The organism is Bacteroides clarus YIT 12056, assembly GCF_900129655.1.
GTDB lineage: Bacteria > Bacteroidota > Bacteroidia > Bacteroidales > Bacteroidaceae > Bacteroides > Bacteroides clarus.
The window spans coordinates 168609-191267 of sequence record NZ_FQWK01000006.1; the positions used below are offsets into that span (position 1 = coordinate 168609).

Here is a 22659-nt window from a genome sequence, read left to right on the forward strand (position 1 = left end):
TTCATGATTCAAAGCCTTGCAGCTATCTCTATCTTATTTCACAATATCCTTCAACTTCACTGCCTGAAAGGTCATCTGAGCAACACTGCTCTCATACAAAATACCGATGGTTTCTTTGTCAATCATTGTCAGGCATGAGTATCCCCAGTTATTGTCTTCATCCAGCAGTAACTGGTGTTGCGGCAGCCAGGTGACACCACCATCCAAACTGACTTTAATGGTAGTGCTATGACGTCCTTTCGTTGTATTAGGATTGGAAAATATCAGTATGTCTTTATCCAAGATGTTATCTTTAGCTTTCACGCTGATGAGACTTGCCATGCAAACAGGTTCCTGAAGCGCACTACGTGAAGACACGTGCTCCGTCCAAGTCAGCCCCAAATCTTTTGTTGTTGCAACGGCACGGCTTCCTTTACGGTTGTCACGCATGTTCAACATCAGTACTCCCGGTTCAACTTCGGCTACTTGCGCTTCCGTTGTATTGGTACGGGCATAATTATGCATTTTCCAGGTTTTTCCACCGTCTTTACTATACATAATTCCTGCATTGGGAATGCGGGTAGAATCTATGAACTGAGTAGGAAAGACCAATGTACCATCATCCATCGTAATACCTCTTCCGGGACCTTGCAACAAGAAATACCAGGAAGGATCTTTCACTTGGCCGGTTATATTGATTGGAGCAGACCACGTTTTACCATCGTCCGTACTTTTAGTCACCACCAATTGGGCGGTGCGGTTTAAGTCCATTCCCGGATGCGAGCTCCACCATGCACGCTGATTCCCCATCCCATGAGTCCATGCAGCTACAATCCATACGGTATTAGTCTTGTTATCCACCAAAATAGAAGGGTCACCCACCCCATTCTGTGCGGCAGGTAAACCGTCGTATTCACCAAAAGAGAGGGGTAAACGCATCTTCTCCCATGTTTGTCCGCCATCCGTACTGCGACTTAAACCTACATCCACATGTTCTTGCAAGTCTGCGCTATTATTATACCGGACATCATATACCCCCAGCAAAGTCCCTTTATTGGTAGTTACCAATCCCGGAATACGATAAGCGGTCGATTCATCATCACCGGCATGACGTACTCCAATACCGACACGATGCTCAACGCCTTTTGGTGATACTACTTGCAGAGGAGCTTTGTTATTATCCAAATTTACGGATACTACTTCCGCCGAAATCTTAGTAGCCAAAGAAGCTGAAGGTTTCACTTGCAAACTAATCCAAAAGTAATTTACACCGGGAAACAGTCTTTGATTTCCCACCAGTTTTATTTCTTTCTTTACAGGTTCAGTCACTTTCGATTTTAAAATGGAATAGGATGGATTCGCTGCCAATGTCTTTCCCGGTGAAGTGAAAGACAGATAAGATACAGGAGCAAAACGTTTTTTACCGTAATCTTGCAAAGCTTCCGTTCCACTATAATAGAGTTTTACAGACTGAATATTCTGCATCGAAGTGTTTTCCGTAAATTGTAGAACTACGTCGTTGAATGTCTGTGCCGTATCAGTTTCCAAACGTATATAGAAAAGTATGTTATCCTGCCGTTCCAAAAGAACCGGAATTTGCGCTTCCTTTACGAATACGGTATCGGCAGCTCGCAGATTACCAAACGATATAATACTATAAAGCAGAAATAAGAATCGGAGTTTTTTCATGGTAAATATGTTCTTTTATTATTCGGTATAATACCGATACGCTTATGCTATAAAAATAAATACGATATTAATCCTTCTCTGTTTCTTAAGCTGAAACAGTCAGTTCCAACGGGGGAACCATTAGTTTCCCGACATGGAACAGTTTGTTTCCTCAGGAGAAACAGTTTGTTCCACACCGGGAAACAAACTGTTTCGCTAAATGAAACTTTCTGTTTCATGCCAGGGAAACTCTTTTTTCTTCATAGGATAAAAGAAAAACTGCCTCAATACTCTTTTGCCATGTCTTGTCCAAAAGCTATCGGCAAAGCTAATGAAAAGTTTTATTATAGCAATTTCCGAGTGTTGAGGCAGCCTCATCGTTCTAAAGAGCTAATAGCTATTTAGTATCTTTCATGCAACGAACACAATAACCATAAGCGCGAGGATTTCCAGCGGGAGTACTACATCCGCCATTATCAAAAAAGAATCGAGCTCCACGATTAGCTGCATTAGCTGCATTACTCCAATTATTAATACCCACATTAGCCAATCCTTTGGATAACCGTTGCAAGGCTGGTCCCGTTGCAAAAGAAGCCGTATAAGCTATAAAGCCAGTAGCCGGATAAACATAAGTACTACTGAAAGTCGCTCCAGTTGTATTTTGGAGAGTTTTAATACCACCGTCAATCGTAGTAGTAAATCCTGCTGTCTTATGCTTGCCACCACCAGGTTCCGAGGTAAAGGTACTCCATACATAAGGATGTGGTACACGATAACCAGGAGGACATGGATCATAAATAGATTTTTCTCCGGCACCTTTTCCTTCAGCTCCATCAACCGCATACATCACAGAACTACCCCACAAATCACAAGCATCTTCTGCGAACCAGTTCTCTGAAATACCAGAAGCACCTCCATAAATAGTCATAGGATATTTAGCTATATCATCTCTTGTAATCGGAGTAGTGGTAGTAGCCCAATCCGTTGGTTCTATTGTATTATTATCTTTATCATAAACGACAGCAATAGAAGTGGCATTCTCCGAACTTGGACCAATAAGAGGATCTTTACGCCCCCATTGATAAAATAATCCATGAGCATCTTTACTATCTGTATCAGAATTCCACAATTCAGCACTTGTAGCACCCAAATTACGATCCATCATAACAGGTGACTGATAGGTTGCAAAATTAGCATAATTTTGATGTACTGTATAAGTTTGTACCTTTGCATCCAAGTCTGCATCTGTCACCCAAATATGCCAACTCCAAATAACAGCACCTGTATCATCATATGCAGCAATGACTGCATTACCCGATACTAATGGAGTTTCATCAGAACCATTCAGTGTGAAATACACATAATTGTTTTTTAATTTCACACCTGAAACTAAACTCCTGGCACTCTGCCATAAGATTGCCACAGATGACGGGGCTAATATAGAAGGAGTTATGCCAGGAAAAGTTGTGGTATTTGTTCCTGCCGGAGTTACTGCTCCATTACCCATAACCGTAGCATTGAAACGATATTCTTGTCCGGCCTTTCCCGCTATGTAGCAGTTCGCGGTTTCATTTGCACTCAAATCAACAGAATTATCACCCAGCACAGTTTCTGTAAGCGCATCCATATCTACTTCCAGAGTATTAAATTCGCCTGCAAGAATCTTCACAGAAGAAAGATTACCTTCCAAGCTTAAATCGTTATCTTCTCCTGCCTTTTCTATCACTACCGTTACTTTGCATTGCTTTGCCGACAAGTCCAAAGGATTTATAGACATATATCCGTGAAAGGCTTCATTCTGTACTAATTCCGGAGCATTATCCACTTTTACCTGTACTTTGGAAGAACCTTCGGCAATAGCAAACTGCCCTGTAGTCAAATCGAATTTATACTCACCCGCCAAAGGAACTCCGTCTTCCGTAGAGAATTCAATGGACTTTATCTTCCAGCCTGCATACTTCGCAGCTGTTTTACAACTGACATCCATATACCCTAACGCATGCTTGAAAGTCATGGGTACGGCGGTTTCTACTTCGGCAGAAGTAGCCGTGGCGTAAGTCAAAGCACTACTCATCAAATGAGTATTAGCCGTACCCGACTGCAACTGCGAATTACTTAATGTTCCGGCAATAGCTTTTGCGGAAGTATTATTCTTGTTATACGGTGCGTATACATAGAAAGTATGATCACCCGCCTCTTTATTCCATATTACCTGTGTGTAGAACAGACCTTCAGTCTGCCCTACGAAAGGAGCTGCAAGACCTACAGCCAGATTAACGGTTTCTGTCTGTTCGCAGAAGAAACCGATTTTACTGTCTGCCGCCCAAATTACCTTATTATTTTCATCCAGTTGTGACTGACAATTGAAGAAAATCTGATTCCCTCCTGCCGGCCGTGTAAAGTCATTTGTATAGTCGTCGTCACTGCATGCGGTAGTAAGAAGCCCTGCGCAGAGTCCTAAGACCAGAAATGTATATTGCTTTTTCATCTTCTTATGATTTAATTTTTCTAATGAATTATAATAAACTCACTTTCACCCGACCCACAGTTTAATAACCGGGTGTTTGTTCTACCTGAGGATCTTTAGACATTACGGTCGCATCAATAGGCCACAACAAATGTTTCTCTACCAAGTCGCCCGTAACGTTGATTTGAAGAGCCTTAGCCAAATCACCGTCTTTCATACGGCGAATGTCATACCAATGTTTACCCTCACCGACAAATTCTTTCGTGCGTTCTTCCAAAATGGCATCTTCAGCCGTTTCACCTGTCTGCGGATATTTATGAGTAACATAAGCATCACCATAAGCACGCTGGCGAATACTATTGATGTAAGTAGCAGGATCACCGCCTTGCATAGCCACTATTTCAGCTAACAGCAATTGTAAATCCGCATAGCGATAAATAGGCCAGTCATTAGTAAAACGACGGGTATTATTATCCATTTCACCCATAAACTTCGTCAAAAGAATAGCCGCATCGCCACCCTCTATTTTATACACATCAAAAAATGTAGTGCTACGGCGAATATCATCTTCACCGAACTCATCAAAGAGAGCTTTGGTATATTGAAAATTAGAAGCGGTACCATTCAGATTCAAAGGATTCACATTATCTCCAGTGTACGCTTTACCGTCAGCATCTTGAAAACCTACCAGATTGGTATTTGTAGGGTATAAAAATTTACTGAAGAAATTTTCTTTTTCGTTCAAAAGATAACGGATTACAAATATCATTTCCTTATTATCCTTTTTGGCAACATCAAATACATCCGCAAAGCTTGTTGTAGAGGCAAAGCCATACTTCTCCGAATCTATAACGTCTTGTAATGCTTGCTTGGCGGCAGTCAAATCGGCAGACACATCCTTAGAGTAAACATTAGCACCGCCAATCGGTCTCACCTTACATCCCCACAGCAGAATCTCGGCTTTAAGCATTTTTGTTGCCGCTTTACTCCAATAAGAGCTTTTGTCCGTGGAATTAATTGTATATTCGTCTTTCTCAAAATAATCGTCCGATGCTTTTATATCCTTCACCAAGAAAGTGTAAATTTCCTCTTCTGTGGCACGAGGCTGATTCAAATCGGCGGGAGTAAAGCTACCATCCATCACACGTGCCGTCTCTATCAACGGTACCCCACCATAAGTACGGAACAGATGGAAGTAATAAAAACTTCTCAACCCATGCAGTATACCCATATAGTAATTCTTTTCGGTCTCGTTCAAAGCACCGGTACCGGGAACCGACTGAATAGCATGGTTAATCTGCATAATATCCATATAGAAATTACCCCAGTTGGTAATAACGGAATTGGTTACCGTCAGGTTATTATTCACTGCCGCAACATCGCTGATAGATTGGTTGAAAAGAGAGGAACTCGCTCCCACAAATGTTCCCCCTCTGAGTTCGCCCATCTTGAAAAATACCTCCTGGCGTTCGCGAAGACGATAGTGTAAACCTCGAACATAACGTTCCACCTGGTCTTTTGTACTCCAATAATTACTGATACCATAGGAGTCTACCGGGCTTAATTCCAGGTAATCGCATGACTGTATGGCTCCTATCAACAATATCAAGAATATGTATTTTATTTTTTTCATAATACTATCTTTCTTTATGATTTAAATATTAGTAAAGTTAGAACACAACCTTTATTCCCATCAAGACAGTCTTCGGCAAGGCATATCCGCCCTTACCGTCATCCTTGGTATTATTTGCGGAATCATACTCGGGAGTATAGAGATTGTTGCTCGTCACATAGAACAGATTCTGCCCGGTGAGCGTTACCGTTACCTTCTCCATCATTGCTTTCTTTGTCCACTGGGAAGGCAAATCATAACTCAAGGAGATTTCACGAGCACACAGGTAAGCAGCATTTTCCCAGAATAAAGAAGTACTACGAGTATAGTTTTTCTTAAAATTAGTATCATTAGTCATTAATACCGGCAATCCTGCAGTAGGATTATCCTCTGTCCATGTTTCTTTAGCGAGCTCCGGCACATTAAAGGAACCGGACGTAATTCCCATGAAATATTGATAACCGCTATTCCACTTCTTATATCCCAGCGCATAGTCGAAACGGGCAAAAAGTGTCAGTCCTTTCCAGGAAGCAGAAGTATTAAAACCACCCATCCACTTAGGTATGGAGTTACCAAGCTTTACCTGGTCGTGCGTATCGATGATACCGTCACCATTTACATCGTACCATACAGCATCACCGGGAGCAAGTTGCTGGGCATTTCTCTGCTGTTCAACAGTTAACTGGGCATAGGCCGCCGGACCGTATACAGGCTGAGAAGGAACCTTGTCTACGTAATAAGCATAGTTTGCAAGGTCTGCCTCATCACGAACAACATGTGTCATCTTAAAACCATAAATATCGCCATAAGATTGTCCTTCCTGTGTACCGCCTCTCCACACTGTTTCATTGCTTCCTTTACCTTTGTAGACCTCTGTACCGCCTTGACGGTTGTTTTCATTACCGTTATCAGGCAATTTCAGCACTTTAGACTTAACAAACGTAATATTGGCACCTACATTCCACTTAAAATCTTTACGATCGAAAATACGATAATTCACTTCCAATTCCATACCCTGGCTGCGTACCGCACCGTTGTTGGTTTTCATAGAGCCCACACCGGATGAAGCAGACAAGGGTACATCAGCTATCAAATCGGTAGTTTTCTTATTGAAGTAACCTGCACTGAGATCTACCTTATTGAACAAACCTAACTCAATTGCCGCATCAAAAGAAGTTGTCTTTTCCCAACGTAATCCGGGGTAAGCGATGTCATTTATCAATAAACCATAAACACCATTATAATTACCGGCATTGGCGTAACTTCCCTGCAACTCATACAACCCGATACCATTTACATTACCATTCTGTCCATATCCCATACGTAACTTCATATTAGAGAATATATCCAGATATTTTTCCATAAATTCTTCACGATACACATTCCATGCAGCGCTTACACCCGGGAAGAATCCCCAACGGTTGTCCACCAACTTGGAATAACCGTCATAACGTCCGGAGAAAGAGAACAAATATTTGCTCTTATAGTCATAGGATGCATTGATGAAACCGGACATAATACGTTCTTGTGTGTGAGTAGTAGACATATTACGAGTGGATTTTCCATTAGCATCCAAAGGCTCTGTAAACTGCAGTCCGATAAAATCATCGGAAGTCGCTCCCTGACCGGACGCTTTAAGACCGAAATTATATTTATCTATCATTTCAAAACCACCTACGGCACTGATGTTATGATTGCCAAAAGAAGCATTATAGTTCAATATGGCATTATAGGTCTGATCCAAACGACGTGCATAATCGGCAGAAGCCTTTCGGTTGGAATCTACCTTACCCGGACCATTCGGAAGTTCCTTGTTGAAAGATTCTTTTTCAACCATGTGAAGATACCACATACCACTCATTTTCAAGCTCAGCCCTTTCATAAGGTCTATTTGGAATGAAGTTCCCAAGGTAGTCTTATAAGCCGTATTTCTACGATAGTAATAGTTCTTCATCTCATTCCAGTTGGCATTCTGAGTATTATTGATTAATTTAATAACCGTTCCATCCATGTTGGCACCTTTAAAAGTAGGTGGAACAGCAGGTACCACACTCCAGAAATTGGCATCGCTCATATAGTTGGGATTCGTTTCGGAACGAGAAAAGTTTACGAAGCCGGAAGCTTTCAACCAATTCTTAATTTTGTATTCACCATTCAAATTGAAAGATAAACGTTCATAACCGGATTCTAATGGGAAACCTGTTTCATCATAATATCCAATACTTGAATAATACTTTCCTTTTTCATTACCACCCGAGAAAGAAATATTGTAATCTTGCGTCCAAGCGTCCTGCATATTCAAATCACGCATATTGGTTTCCTTAAACAACAAATAGTTATCGGTAACAGGGTCTTTCATAGACTGCCAACCGTAATCCAACAAATATTTATTCTTATCGGTCAGAATTGTAGTACTGTAAATACCACTGGCTGTCTGATTGCCATCGGCCGTAATATCATTTCCCGTACCCCAACCGTTAACAAGATTCAGATCATCTCCACTACGATTTGCAGCCATACGTTCCCAATACAGATAATCACGGGCATTCAGGAAATTATAATTATCGCGGGCAAAACCTTTACCTACGTTTACATTCAAAGTGATAGTAGTTTTACCGACATGACCGCTCTTGGTGGTCACCAATACTACACCATTGTTGGCACGGGCACCATAAAGCGCCGTTGCAGCGGCATCTTTCAAAATTTCGATAGACGCAATATCATTACTATTAATATCGTTCATATCATCCTTTTGTACACCATCAATAATATATAGCGGACTACCTTTACCGTCCAAAGAAGCACCGGCACGAACTTGAATAGAAGGTCCCGTTCCCGGCTGACCGGAAGTCTGCGTAACACGTACACCTGTAACAGTACCGGCCAAAGCCGTCAACGGATTGGCACGTACCCCCCTCTCCAACACTTCAGAAGAAACTTTAGAAATAGCAGCCGTCAACTTATCTTTAGTTACGGTTTTTCCGTAACCCGTAACGATAACTTCTTGCAATCCTACAGCATCTTCTTTCATTACAACAATAATACTTTTACGCCCACTGACAGAAATCTCCTGTTTAGTATAGCCTATGTAAGAAAAAGCCAATACCGATTTGTTTTTTGTCAGAGTTAACGTATATTGTCCATCCAGATTAGTAATGGCACCATTGGATGTGCCAATTTCCAATACAGAAACGCCAATCAGCGGTTCTCCTTCAGTGTCCTTTACAACACCTGTCACTGTCTGTCCTACTTGCGCATACAAGCTGCTCAAGGAACAAAGCATTACCACTGCCATGAGAATTACTTTCTGACAGCTCTTTAAGTGTATTTTTCTCATATCAAAAAAACAGGTTATTTAGAAGATAATATAAACAAATCCAATCTTATCCAGCCTTCCGGTCTGGTTGAAGTTTTTGTAAATCCGGGTAAATCGCCAAGTTCCGCAACAATAACCAAATCACCATCAGGCATCAATGCCATACAAGTATATCCCGCTGCTTTATCATAAAGCACCATATGATCTGCAGCATTAAATGTATGCGAATGTCCGTCAAAGAATTTTGCTTTGGCAAGATATAGGATACCACGGTCATCGTGTGAACTGGTAGCGGTGATTCCTTTTGCTCCACAATAGTACAGCCAGTTATCTTTCACTATCACACTTCCTGCACAACCTTTCTCCGGAGTTGGTAATTGTGATGCCGGATAATCCGAGAATCCCGGCCACTTGGCACCACCATCTGTACTATAATAGTTTTGCCGATATCCATTATATCGAATATTGCCAATCAATGCACCGTCAGGAGCCTCAGTAACCGTCCACTCACCCGATTTATTAGGCTGACCTGTTTGCCAGGTAACACCATGATCATCTGAATACATAGCGGTATTTCCACCATTAGAAACAGTTCCTTTATCCGCATCGACCTTAAATGAACGCATAGGAACAATCAAACGGTCCTTATACATCTCATTTGTCATTTGTACACCGGAACCGGGACCAAAGCTGCCAATCATTCTTGTAAAACCACTATATATACCAATCTGCACTTCATCCGTGAGATCTTTCCTTGTCCAGGTTACACCATCATCTTCAGAGGTATACATGATAGCTCTGTTATTATAGCCTTGTTGAGCAGAAGGTTTACCAACCGCATCCCATAAAGAAGTAAAAAGGAAAATCTTTCCGGTAGTCTGGTCAACCACAACTGTCGGGTCCATGTAAGAGAGTTTTGAAGAAACGGCTTGCTCTGTTATATTCTTTTCTGTCCAGGTAGCTCCCTTATCCGTACTACGCTTCATAAAAATATCCGTACGTCCCGATTTATCCATCCAAGTACCATAACGAGTTTCACAAAAAACAAGTATCGTACCGGCTTTTGTAACTGCCACCGCAGGCACACGATAAGAAACGTCAGTACTTACTTTAGAATTAAATACAGTAGTCGTTGAAGTTACTTTCCACACCGGATCCGCATCAGGAGCAGGTGTCGGATCGTCCGGGTCAGGTGTCGGATCGGGTGTCGGTTCTTCTTGTTCCATCTCATCCGGATAGGGCACAGGTGAAAAATCATTGACACTATCATCTGAACAAGCTGTAAAAACAAGCAAGCTCATAACGATACTCATAGTATAAAAAAAGTTTTTCATAAATATAAAATTAAAGATTAATAATAGGTAGTATAAGCAAGTCCAGTCTCATCCAACCGGCCGGACGCTTGAGAGGTTTGATACCGGGCAATGATTTACGGGTAAATCCAGGAGTATCTGCCGTTTCAAATATAATCGCCATTCTGCCGTCCGGCAAGAAGGACATACAACTATAGCCTGAAGCTTCATCATATAATTGAATTCCATCGTTCCATGTCTTCCCGCCATCGCAGCTTTTATACAAAGCCAGACCTACGCGTTCATCATATTCCGGTGTTTCAGCTTTTCCTCTGATACCAGAAAAATAGAGTTGTCTTCCTTGTCCCAAAACGCTCGCCTGACATCCTTTAGAAACACCCGGTAGTGCCGGTTCTTTTACCGCTTTGCTCCAAGTACCCCCACCGTCAGCGCTATATGCCACCATACGCGCTCCCGGTATGCGAGCATTGTAAACCAATGTTCCGGCAGGAGATTCGGCTATTTGAAATTCATCACCGGTATCGCCTTTACCACCCATTGTCCATGTCCGGCCATGATTATCGGAATAGATTGCTACGTTATGAGCACTTTTTCTTTCGGAATCAACTACACGGGTCGGTAAAACCAATCGTTCCTTAAACTGTTTTCCCGACATCTGTAAACCTGCTCCCGGACCAAAACCGACAATATGATAGCCTGCTGGAATAATCGTAGATGTAACATCCACAGGCGAAGACCAAGTTTTTCCATTATCATCCGAAGTGATAAGAATAGCACGATTCTTTGTTCCGGAATGGTCTTCCGACGGCCAAAAAGTTGTAAATAAAAAGATGCGTCCGGTAATCGAATCAAGAATCGGAGTAGGATCCATATAAGCACCGGTAATACCTTGTGTCAAATCTTGCATAACAGACCATGTTTTTCCTGTATCCTCGCTTCGCTTCACTACAATATCCGTACGGCTTTTATCCCGCCAACTATCTCTACGCGCCTCACAAAAAACAAGCAAAGTACCATCTTTGGTTGTCAACAGTGAGGGAATACGATAGCTGTTCACATTATCATCCCCGGCAGAAAAGACAGTACACTTCTTCAGTCCGGAGAAATCTGATTGTTCTGTTGTTTGCGCTTCTCCTTTAATTGAGAAAAGAAAAGATAAAAAAACTACTATGAATAGATTCTTCAATATGTGCATATGATATTTTTATAAATGAAAATACAAACATCACTTACAGCAGTTCCTGACACAGCATATAACTACGAATCATCATTCGAGGTATATGGAAAGGACCCTTAAACAGATTACCTTTGGCAGGTTGGGCCACCGTGCCGTCACGGTGCAGATAACCATACCACTCACCATATTCCCTATCAGGGAAATGAGCATACGTCCAATCACTTATCTGCTTATGCATGGCAAGGTATTTTTCATCGTGAGTTGCCTGATAAGCATAAAGAGTGGCAATAACAGCTTCGGTCTGCGGCCACCAGAATTTCATATCCTGGGAATAATCCTGTGCGGGGAAATTACGACAGTCCCGGAAGTTTATTATACCGCCATATTCTTTATCCCATCCCCATTCCCAAGACCAGTCGAGAATCTGAAGAGCCGTTCGTACCAAATCTTTATCCCAGTCGCGATAGCGGGCTTCTTCTAAAATGAACCAGGAAGTCTCGATACAATGCCCCGGGTTAATGACACGCCCGTTACAGGTATCAATGAACTCTCCATCTTTTCCCACCATTTCAAGCAATGCTTTAAACTCGGGATGAATAAAGTACTTTCGGATAGCCGCAAGCGATTCATCAATTTGTGTGTCGAGTATCGGATCGGAAATAGCAGCACGGACACGAGAAGCCGTATTGATGAGAATCATCGTAATGGAATGTCCTCGAGCCTGTAGTGCAGGCAGATACTTGGGCTCCAGAAAACCGGGGGTGGAAAGAAACCTTTGTATACGTTTGAAAAGAGCTAAAGCCTTTTCTGCATAAGTTTTATCTCCTGATGCAATGGCGTATTCTGACATGGCAATGACGGCAAAACACTCGGAAAACACATAGCGACGTTTACGCAAAGGAGTACCGTTTTCAGTAACCTCAAAGTACATATGTCCGTCAGCATCAAAACAGTGCTTTTCTATAAAGTCTATACAACTCTTAGAAGCCGCAAGCCATTCCGGATTCTGTTCTATGTTATTATAAGCATAGGCTGCAATAAACCCAAAACGTCCCTGAAACCATACAGATTTCGTAGTGTCCATTAAACGGCCATCACGATCAATACAAGTATATACTCCGCCATGCTTACGGTCAAGACCGTAGCGCATCCAAAAAGGCATAATATTCTCAGTGAAATCATGTCGATAGGATGCTGACCATGAGGTTAAATAATCCGTTACATTCATAGTTTATCAGATTTTAGAATTTATTGCAACGTTCAAAGAAATGAATAGCCTCAAGCTCTGCTTTCATCTGGCATTCTTCCTCATCGGTCATATTTTGGAAAGGAGTACGATTCTTACCTAGGTCTAGACCGATAAGCTTCATTATACGCTTACCTCCCACTATATTTCCACGGAAATGGCAAATAACATTAATCACTTCTTGCGAGAAGTTCTGACGTTCACGCGCCAATTCAAGGTCACCGGCCTTCCAGGCATCAATGATACCTACCAGTTCCTTTCCATTATAATTGGTAGTACCGCCAATGCCACCCTGCGCACCTCCCATTGCCAAACAGGGAAGAATCGTTTCATCCTGACCGTGGAGCATATCGTACTTACCATTCTTATAAAGACGGCACTGATTGTATTCGTACATACTCTCGAAAGTATATTTAATGCCGGCGAAATTAGGTACTCGCCCATCAACCGCTTCCAATAACTTAACCATAGGCAGGAAAGCACCGTTGAAAGCGGGAATATGATAATAATAGAACGGAAGTTCGGGAGCACCCGCTGCAATTTCTTCAATATACTTTACCAATTCTTCCACACGACCAATTTTAGGAAACGGTGGAGCCATTGCTCCAATAGCTGTAGCTCCGATTTTCTGCGCATGCTCCGCCAACATACGGCTCGCTTTGACGCAGCAGCTCCCAACGTGAACAATTACCTTAAATCCTGCCGGCGCAACAGATACCCAACGCTCGGCAAGTTTCATACGCTCTTCTTCAGTCAACATATATCCTTCACCGGAAGAACCATTAATGAATACTCCTTGAAGGCCATTTTTCTGCAACATTTTTGCATAGGCTTCAATAGGTTCATAGTTTACTTCTCCATTTTCATAAAACGGAGTGAAAGGCGCATCAATCAAACCAATAATCTTTTCCATACTTTTTATTTCTTAATATCATTAATGTTATTATTATTCCATATTGTCTGTCTGAGGACGAAGAAAGTAAAGTTGCAAAGCCAACGCTACCAGTACTATAATACTGAGCATGGCAAATCCTTGTCCCAAGTTTCCTCCATCGGTCCATTTTCCTAATAACTCGGTAACGGCGGCACCGGCAAATACACCTGTCATATTCATAATACCATAGGCGGTACCACGATGTTTTGCCGAGACGAACTGACAAAGGATAGGCATATTATTAGCATCGAAAATACCAAAACCTATTCCGAAAAGCAGTCCGGCACCAATAACAGCTGCAAAGCTGTGTCCAAAACCCAGCAGCATTAACGCAGGAATCGTCAACCCTAATCCGATAGCCCCCGTATAAACACGCCCTCTGATATTTTTTTGTACCCACCGGTCAGATAAAATACCTCCTACGATAACCCCGATAAACGAAGAAAAAGCGATTGTTATAGTAGAGATCGGACCGGCTTCAGACATAGGAATATTCAAACTTTCGGAGAATAATGTCGGTAACCAGTTTTTAGTCGCCCAACCGGGAAGACTCGGAGCTGCAAAATAGAAAAGGATAATCCAGAAAGCCCAAGTAGAAAAAAGTACACTAAGCCCGCTAAATAAAGACGGTTTCTTTTCTCCCGATGCTATTGGCGTCTCTTTTACCAAAGCATGGGCCGGATTTTCACGCAATGTAACAACCAAAATCAATGAATACACAATACCTATGATACCGAACCAATGAAACGTGGAATGCCAAGAAAAGATAGCCGCCACCGTAGCGCCAAATCCACCGATAGCTTGCCCTACATAAAGTCCGGTCATATGTATCCCAATAGCCAATGAACGGGATTTACCTTGATGCCAATCAGCAATAAGAGATAAGGCAGAAGGTATATAAAGCGCTTCACTAATTCCCATCACTGCACGAAGCCAATATAATTCGTGAAAATTATCAGCATATCCCATCAAATAAGTGACAGCGGACCAAACAAACAAACTTCCGACAACCAACCACTTACGACTGAAACGGTCAGCAATCATACCGGCAACTGGGCTCATAAAACCGTAAATCCATAGAAAGATAGCCATTAGAGCTCCAAAGGCTTCCGCTTTATTCAATTCTACAATATCAACCTTCATAGCCTCCTGCATAGTAGAGAGCATTTGGCGATCCATGTAATTGAGTAGAGCAACCACCCATAATAAAGCAACTACTACCCAAGGATACAGATTTTTGTTTTTCATAATCTTTAGTTAAAGCTATATTAATTTATTTTGATGCAAATATATCAATCATTTTATTATATACAAAATATTTAATAAATTATTTTATTAAACACAAGACATTAATTAAAAACATATAGATAACAAATAAATATAAATAAAAATAGCGCAAGAGAATGAATTGCATTCAACTTACGTCATGCTTTTTACCCCACTAATCTAATACCAATTATTTTTCAAATCTTCACTTTAGCTATTAGCTTACGAATTTTCCCTTGACCAATTATAGGCGCATGAGGATCCTCCGGATATACAATCATAAACTGGCCTGGATATAAATCGACCCATGTAGTTGAACAGTCTGAATACAAGGCACAATCTCCTTCTTTCTCATAAGGCTTAACTTCCTGATTTACATCTTCAAAAGCCTTCCATCCAATTCTTTCTATACCTTGCAAAAGAATATGTACATCAATATAAGCACGATGGACTTCCAACACTTGTTTAGCTTGTGCAACACATTCAGGATTGATATTCATAATAAATAAATTATCACCGTCAATATCAATACGTCCTAATTCCGCATGAAGCAAATCATGGCTTTTTACATAGTCAAAAAGAGTTTTAAACAAAGGGTGGAGCACCTCTACCCTACTGCTATTCTGTAAATTCGATACAATCATTTTCGCTGTTTTTTTAGTTATATATGAAAATTCCGAGGCAAATATAGAAATTAATTTAATTACACGGGAGATATTAATAAATTATTTTAGTATATATAAAATATAAAGCTAAATTTATTATCTTTGTAGAAATTCAATCAGTAGAAGACATGAGACAGCAACTTTTAAAGGAAATAGAGTTAGGAAGCAAAAGTGCTCTCGTAAAAAAGAGAATTATTACACATTATATATATAATGGCAGTTCTACCATTACCGACCTATCCAAAGAATTAGACCTAAGTATACCTACCGTTACCAAATTTATCAGCGAGATGTGCGAAGACGGATATATCAATGATTACGGTAAATTAGAAACCAGTGGTGGGCGACATCCAAGTTTATATGGCCTTAATCCGGAATCCGGATACTTTATCGGCGTAGATATCAAAAAGTTTGCTGTCAACATCGGCTTGATTAATTTCAAAGGTGATATGATGGAATTGAAGATGAATATTCCCTACAAATTTGAAAATACACCGGAAGCCATGGAAGAGCTATGCAGACTTATCAGTTCTTTCATAAAGAAAACAAAAGTCAATACAGAGAAAATATTAAATATCAATATCAACATATCCGGACGAGTTAATCCTGAGTCAGGATATAGTTTCAGTCAGTTCAATTTCTCAGAGCGTCCGTTAGCAGAAGTCCTAACTGACAAAATAGGATGTCAAGTCTGTATTGATAATGATACCCGTGCCATGACCTATGGTGAATATTTGCAAGGTTGTGTAAAAGGAGAAAAGAACATTATATTCGTCAATATAAGCTGGGGACTTGGCATCGGAATTATCATAGACGGTAAAATATACACCGGAAAATCAGGTTTCTCCGGAGAATTCGGACATATCAATGTTTTTGATAACGAAATACTGTGTCACTGTGGCAAAAAAGGATGCCTGGAAACAGAAGCATCCGGTTCCGCGATATATAGAATTTTACAAGAACGCATTAAAAAAGGCGAGTGTTCCATACTGTCCGGTCGGGCAAACAACCAAGAGCTTCCGCTTACATTGGACGAAATTATTTCTGCCGTAAACAAAGAAGATTTGCTGTGTATTGAAATTGTAGAGGAAATCGGACAGAAGCTAGGTAAACAAATTGCAGGATTAATCAATATATTTAATCCTGAATTGGTTATTATTGGCGGAACCCTATCATTAACCGATGACTATATAGCCCAGCCTATTAAGACAGCAATAAGAAAATATTCGCTAAACCTCGTAAATCAGGATTCTGTTATTACAGTTTCAAAACTAAAAGACAGGGCAGGAATTGTAGGTGCTTGCATGCTGGCACGAAGCCGGATGTTCGAATATTAAAATATAACCTTCTACTCTTTCCCTAGCGTAGAATAGAAGGTTATCTTTTTTCTTTAGTTTTTCCCTTTAGTAATGGCGTAATGACTATTTCAGCAAATGCACAAACTTAGCTGGTAATTCAGCCTTATCGGCACAAACAGACAGATACTTTCCCTCAGCATCTACCAAAAGAGCCGCATGCTGTGAAGCGACAAAGGATGCTACGCCGGTTGTCTCTTCAACAAAAACACAACCGGGGAAAAGAGGCGCAAACACTTCTTTGGTTTGTCCTTTCCACTTCTTGAATACAATCTGCATAGGACAAAATGCTGTATATCCTGCTGCATTCAAACGCTGCATCAATTTACGCTCCGATTTTGGTGCTGTATGCAGAGCACACCAACGACTCATATTATTATTAGTCATCATATCGCCTTATTTGCTTTTCTCCAATCCTTAAATAAATCCTTCACAAATAATATCCAACCGACACAACCTACTCCCGCCAAGAATACAAAGCCTATAAGAATCATAATCTTATTAGGTTTGGCGGCACGTAACGGTACCGTAGCCGGTTGTACAACCGTATATACCGGAGTAATCTCCTGCACCTTGGCTCTTGCCATTTGCAATTGTCCGGAAACCTGCGTATAAACGGTATACGCCAACTCCACCTCATTCTTCAAACGCTCCTGTTCGGCACGATAGCTTAACAGAACCACATTCTGATTAGCATCCGCGAAAGTAGCATATTTTTTCTGAGCGTTCTGATAATCAGCTTTTGCTTCGTTATAAAGTTTTTCAGTAAAAGCTAAATCATGACGGGCTTTATTGGTACGGTAATCTGTGATATAATTCTGCAAACAACGCATGACGGTATCAGTCAGCGAAGCGGAAATCAAAGGATCCTGCATGGTAACCTCTAAAGTCGTAACTCCGGTTTTCTTATCAATCGTAACCAAAATACGTTTACTCAAAGCCTCCGCTACCCTTGTTTCGTCCAATGTCAAACGGAACGGATCGATTTTTCCTTCTTTTTTCTCCGGTTTATCCTTAAACAAAGACAATGTCCACCCCAAAGCCTTGAATGGCGCAGATACCACAGTACCCATCCATGATGAACGTTGGTATTTATCCAGATAAGCGTATAAAGTCGTGTCGATTTTTCCTTTTTGATCTTTGACCTTTACATCAAACAGCTCCAACAGAAAAGGAGTCGACTTGACAATATCAGGATACAATTCGGGTGACAAGGCATCCTCTCCGGCAGAAGCACCACCTAAATTGATTCCGGCCATGGCAGCCAATGCTCCCATGCTTCCGGCATTCATTTTACTGGCGCTTTCGGGAGCTAACGTCACCTCCGTAGAATATTCTTTAGGAATACTGAACCCCACAATCAGCCCTATCACTGCGGCAATACCACATACCTTATAGAGCATTTTGCGTTCAGCCCATACTTTCTGAGCCAATTCTATCAAATCAATTTCCTGTTCCTCCGGTTTCTGCGGAGTTTCTTGTATTTTACCTTCGCTCATTGTCTTTATTACTTAAAGAGATTAACCAAAGTAGCAATCATAGTACCCAAAGTGGCAACAGAAGTACCCATACCTACCATTTCAGCCACACTCATACGCTTGCTCGGGTCTTTGCTCGGAACTATAATCTCGCATCCCGGCTCGATTGCCGTTTTACTTCCGGAGCGTATGCGGGATACGGTACCATTCATGTAAACCACAAAAGCGTCGCGCTTCTTGGCATTCGTTGCATATCCGCCGGCCTGATTGATATAGAAGCGGCTGTTTTCACCTTCTTTATACAGCACCGTGTTAGGATACATCACGGCGCCATTGATTTTTACAGTACTTACATATTCAGGGATAAACAATATATCTCCCTCACGCAGTACCATATCATAATCCGACCCCGGATTCTTCAGAGCTTCATCCAAGTGAATACCTACCGTATATACATATAAAGTAGTTGAATCGGCACCAACCTTTACAGCCATACGGGTAGCATCTTCCTTTCTGCGAAGTTCTTCTTCTGACATTTTACGAATGAGACGGGCACCTCTTACATAAGCATCGGACGTAACCCCGCCGGCTTTAGCGACCAAGTCACTCAAACGTTCGTTCTTCTTGGACAAAGCGTAAGTACCGGTAAACAACGCCTCGCCTATTATCCCCACATTCTTCTGCTTGCGATAAGCGGGGCTTTTACGGACATAAACTTCATCAAAAGGTTCCAAATAGAAGTTCTCGCTTCCCTCACCTATCAGCAAACCGTCTTTCAAATCAAATGTAAAAGTCTGACCGACCACATTACTGTCATCCGTACTCTTAGGAGACTTGATGCGTCGTGAAACATCTATTTTAGTTGTCGAAGCTGCCTCAAGCAAACCGCCGGATTGCAGCACCAAGTCCTCAATGGTCATCTTATCCGCATAAAGATAAGTACCCGGATCTGCAACCTCACCGTGAATAGTCACCGTAGGATCTTCTCTCAAATCCTGAATGCTGGGAATATAAAGTATATCATTCTTCTGCAAAGGAATATCCGCAACCACACCTTTCAACAAGCCTTTCAGGTCTATTGAAATCACCTCACGAGTCAAATCCTCATGCTCACGATTGATTACGGCGCGATTTAAGAAAGCGTCCCCACGTACGCCTTCCGCTTTCTTTATCAATTGCTTCACGGTATTTACCTCTCCGCTCAACTGATACAGACCTTCACGATAAACAGCACCGCGAATCTCCACACGATTTTCGAAACGATTGAGAACCGAATCCACGGTAAGTACATCGCCATCCTCAAGACGGAATACCGAATAATCCATTTCGTCCACATTGAAAATCTGATGTTCACGTCCGCTCCTACGTACAAGACGGATAGCTTTTTTATATGCATCGCCCGTAAATCCACCGGCATATCTCAGCAAAGTGCCGATTGTTTCCGTAGGCTTCATCTCATAATACATGGGGCGTTTTACCTTACCCAATATCTGAACCAATGTCTGGTAGGGATTAACGAGAATCACATCACCGTCCTGCAAACGGATATCATCTTTCAACCGACCTTCCATGATAAAATCATAGATATCCAAATCGGCAACCGTCTTTCCGTCGCGTATCACCTTTATACTGCGAAGACTGCCGATTTTATTCACTCCGCCCGCCCAATACAAAGCATGGAAAACGGACGCGAATGAAGAAAGCGTATAAGTACCCGGCACGGCAACCTCACCCATAACGTTCACCTGAATGGAACGGATTTCACCCAATGTCAATTTTATTTGGGTATTGGGAGTTTCCCCCGTAACACCGGCATATATTTTAGCGAACTCACGCTTCAAATAATCATTGGCTTCCTTTACGGTCTTTCCACTCAGATAAACCGGGCCCAGATTCTCGATTTGCACAGTACCTTCAGGCGCGATTGTTTCACGAATCGTATTCTGGGAAGCTCCCCAAACGTCGATGATAACCTCATCGCCTGCACCCAGACGATAATTGCTCGGAGTCGCTACATTTATATTAGGTTCAAAAGTAAGATACTCGTTATCAAAGATATTATGCCCGAAAATCTGTTGGGTAGGATCGACTTCCATAGCGTCCAGGTTATTATACCCGGTTTGTTCACTGCCATTCAACCCCATTCCATAACCGCTGCCTTGCTGGCTGGCTTTTGTCCGCAAACCCTTAATGCTTTGTTTTTTAGAGTTGAGCTCATCCAAACCGGACTCATCCTGGGAGATATTCTTATTTTTATTTTCGTAAGTTTTCTGCGTACGCAAGCGGGAACTTGCCTCTCCCATGAAGTCAGCATCATCTCCGGCGCTACCGTCCGATTTACCTGAATATTTAGACTGTATTCGCTGGATTTGCTCTTTCGTGACTCCTTTCTTCATCAATTCAACCAACATTTGTTGCTGTGTCTTCCCCTGACTCTGAGCCTCTTGCACATACAGAATGACTTGTTCATCCGTCATTTGTTGGGCAAATACCACACTTGACACTGTAAACATCAACAAACACAATAGTATAAATTTGCGCATAAGTAAGATATTTGATTAATCTTTTAGTTATCTAGTAATGTTTTTTAATTGGGGACAAAGGTAATACTTTATTTTCATAATATACATTTATTTCATTCTGAAGTTTCGGAAAAAGAATTAATTCCTTTCCTCAATACAGCCGGGGTTTCCATATGGCTGTCACTTACCGGAGAAGCCGTTTATCCCATCATCCCAACGAGGTTAAATGTTTTTACTTCATGCGCTACAACCGCAACGTGTTCGGTAACTCCTCATATTAAAGAAAGGCAGCCTTCCGGAAATATTTCTAAAAAATCGAGCAAATCTTTTTGCAAATTCAAATAAAGATGTACCTTTGCACCCCGTAAAGAAATGCTATTGCCGCTATAGCTCAGTTGGTAGAGCAACGCATTCGTAACGCGTAGGTCGCCAGTTCAAGTCTGGCTAGCGGCTCGACGAAAGACCGATATTAATCATATCGGTCTTTTTATTTTTCCCACGAAGCGCTGCTCTATCCCTCACGAATAAAACAATAGAAGCATTCTCTTTATTTCAAAATCTTGCTAACTTTGCCCAACTCAAAAACAATCAAGATAATATGGACAAGAAGAAAAAAAGAATCCTTCTCGAAGCGCTGGCATTCATTCTGCTCATAGGCATTGCAGGCGCAGGAACAGTGTATTACTATCTGTTCGCCCCGCAATTTCATCCGCAAAAGACAACTTATATCTACGTAGACCGTGACGATACGGCAGACTCCATATATAATAAGGTGAAAGCACAAGGAAATCCCAACAGTTTCATCGGCTTCAAATGGATGTCCCAATGGCGCGATTACCCTCTCAACATCCACACCGGACGCTACGCGATACGTCCCGGCGAAAACGTATATCATGTATTCAGCCGCTTCTACAGAGGTTACCAAGAGCCTATGAATCTGACAATAGGAAGCGTACGTACCCTGGACAAACTTGCACGCAGCGTAGGCAAACAACTGATGATTGACTCCGCCGAAATAGCCGCAGTAATGAACGACTCGCTGTTCCGGCAACGACTGGGATACGAAAAAGAAACGATAGCCTGCCTTTTTATTCCCGAAACCTACCAGGTATATTGGGATATGAGCGTAGACGACTTCTTTAAGCGGATGCAGAAAGAACACCAAAAATTCTGGAACCAAGAACGGCGTAACAAAGCCCAAGCCATCGGTATGACCCCGGAAGAAGTATGTACCCTTGCTTCCATCGTCGAAGAAGAAACCAATAACAACCCGGAGAAGCCCATGGTTGCAGGCCTGTACATCAACCGCCTGCACACCGGAATGCCGCTTCAAGCCGACCCTACCATAAAGTTTGCCCTGCAAGACTTCGGCCTGCGCCGGATCTCCAATGCGCATCTCGCTATCGATTCGCCCTACAACACTTACCGCAACCCCGGTTTGCCACCCGGTCCCATCCGCATTCCCTCTCCCATAGGTCTGGATGCGGTATTGAACTACACCAGACACAACTATATTTACATGTGCGCCAAAGAAGATTTTTCCGGCACTCACAACTTTGCGTCCAACTATGCCGACCACATGAAAAATGCAAGAAAATACTGGAAAGCATTAAACGAAAGAAAGATTTTCAATTAATATTATAATAAAATAAAAGCAAAAA

The 22659-nt window shown here is 41.7% G+C and carries 15 protein-coding genes and 1 tRNA gene; 3 read left to right on the forward strand and 13 right to left on the reverse strand.

Annotated features, from left to right (window positions below):
- Window positions 1–33: 33 nt before the first annotated feature.
- The 10 genes from BUB52_RS12280 to BUB52_RS12325 all read right to left on the reverse strand — a co-directional run bounded on the left by BUB52_RS12280 (window position 34) and on the right by BUB52_RS12325 (window position 15622).
- Window positions 34–1668 carry a sialidase family protein gene (locus tag BUB52_RS12280; protein WP_009120664.1) on the reverse strand — a complete coding sequence of 545 codons (1635 nt, stop codon included), beginning with the start codon at window positions 1666–1668 and terminating at the stop codon, window positions 34–36.
- 376 nt (window positions 1669–2044) lie between these two features.
- A complete protein-coding gene (locus BUB52_RS12285) occupies window positions 2045–4135 on the reverse strand; it encodes a fimbrillin family protein (RefSeq protein ID WP_009120662.1) in 2091 nt (696 codons plus the stop codon).
- 61 nt (window positions 4136–4196) lie between these two features.
- The gene (locus BUB52_RS12290) at window positions 4197–5747 is read right to left on the reverse strand and encodes a RagB/SusD family nutrient uptake outer membrane protein (protein WP_009120661.1); all 1551 of its coding nucleotides are present in this window, start codon (window positions 5745–5747) and stop codon (window positions 4197–4199) included.
- Window positions 5748–5784: 37 nt separating this feature from the next.
- On the reverse strand, window positions 5785–9063 hold the full coding sequence (locus BUB52_RS12295; RefSeq protein ID WP_009120660.1) for a SusC/RagA family TonB-linked outer membrane protein: 3279 nt from the start codon (window positions 9061–9063) through the stop codon (window positions 5785–5787).
- 14 nt (window positions 9064–9077) lie between these two features.
- Complete coding sequence (locus tag BUB52_RS12300) at window positions 9078–10376, reverse strand: sialidase family protein (protein WP_009120659.1); 1299 nt, start codon at window positions 10374–10376, stop codon at window positions 9078–9080.
- A gap of 10 nt (window positions 10377–10386) precedes the next feature.
- A complete protein-coding gene (locus tag BUB52_RS12305) occupies window positions 10387–11550 on the reverse strand; it encodes a sialidase family protein (RefSeq protein WP_009120658.1) in 1164 nt (387 codons plus the stop codon).
- Between the two features lie 34 nt (window positions 11551–11584).
- Entirely contained in the window at window positions 11585–12760 is a 1176-nt protein-coding gene (locus BUB52_RS12310; protein ID WP_022218376.1) for an AGE family epimerase/isomerase, read from the reverse strand.
- Between the two features lie 13 nt (window positions 12761–12773).
- Window positions 12774–13691 carry a dihydrodipicolinate synthase family protein gene (locus BUB52_RS12315; RefSeq protein WP_009120656.1) on the reverse strand — a complete coding sequence of 306 codons (918 nt, stop codon included), beginning with the start codon at window positions 13689–13691 and terminating at the stop codon, window positions 12774–12776.
- A 33-nt stretch (window positions 13692–13724) separates the two neighbouring features.
- On the reverse strand, window positions 13725–14960 hold the full coding sequence (locus BUB52_RS12320) for an MFS transporter (protein ID WP_009120655.1): 1236 nt from the start codon (window positions 14958–14960) through the stop codon (window positions 13725–13727).
- Window positions 14961–15175: 215 nt separating this feature from the next.
- Window positions 15176–15622, reverse strand: coding sequence for a NanQ anomerase/TabA/YiaL family protein (locus tag BUB52_RS12325; RefSeq protein WP_009120654.1), 447 nt, complete (start codon window positions 15620–15622; stop codon window positions 15176–15178).
- A 149-nt stretch (window positions 15623–15771) separates the two neighbouring features.
- Between BUB52_RS12325 and BUB52_RS12330 the strand changes: the two genes are divergently transcribed.
- A complete protein-coding gene (locus BUB52_RS12330; RefSeq protein ID WP_009120653.1) occupies window positions 15772–16980 on the forward strand; it encodes an ROK family transcriptional regulator in 1209 nt (402 codons plus the stop codon).
- A gap of 84 nt (window positions 16981–17064) precedes the next feature.
- On the opposite strand, the gene BUB52_RS12335 is transcribed toward BUB52_RS12330, so the two are convergent.
- The 3 genes from BUB52_RS12335 to BUB52_RS12345 are packed head-to-tail and all read right to left on the reverse strand — an operon-like array spanning window position 17065 to window position 21019.
- Window positions 17065–17388: a UpxY family transcription antiterminator gene (locus BUB52_RS12335; RefSeq protein WP_009120652.1), complete on the reverse strand. Its 324-nt coding sequence runs from the start codon at window positions 17386–17388 to the stop codon at window positions 17065–17067.
- The gene (locus tag BUB52_RS12340; protein WP_009120651.1) at window positions 17385–18497 is read right to left on the reverse strand and encodes a Wzz/FepE/Etk N-terminal domain-containing protein; all 1113 of its coding nucleotides are present in this window, start codon (window positions 18495–18497) and stop codon (window positions 17385–17387) included. Before BUB52_RS12340 ends, BUB52_RS12335 begins: the two co-directional genes overlap by 4 nt.
- Before the next feature lie 8 nt (window positions 18498–18505).
- Window positions 18506–21019: an SLBB domain-containing protein gene (locus BUB52_RS12345; protein WP_039950206.1), complete on the reverse strand. Its 2514-nt coding sequence runs from the start codon at window positions 21017–21019 to the stop codon at window positions 18506–18508.
- A gap of 359 nt (window positions 21020–21378) precedes the next feature.
- Here BUB52_RS12345 and BUB52_RS12350 point away from each other — a divergent pair.
- Both BUB52_RS12350 and mltG read left to right on the forward strand, forming a co-directional pair.
- A tRNA-Thr gene (locus tag BUB52_RS12350) sits at window positions 21379–21451 on the forward strand.
- Window positions 21452–21596: 145 nt separating this feature from the next.
- Window positions 21597–22634 carry an endolytic transglycosylase MltG gene (gene mltG / locus BUB52_RS12355; protein ID WP_009120649.1) on the forward strand — a complete coding sequence of 346 codons (1038 nt, stop codon included), beginning with the start codon at window positions 21597–21599 and terminating at the stop codon, window positions 22632–22634.
- The last annotated feature ends 25 nt before the right edge of the window (window positions 22635–22659 follow it).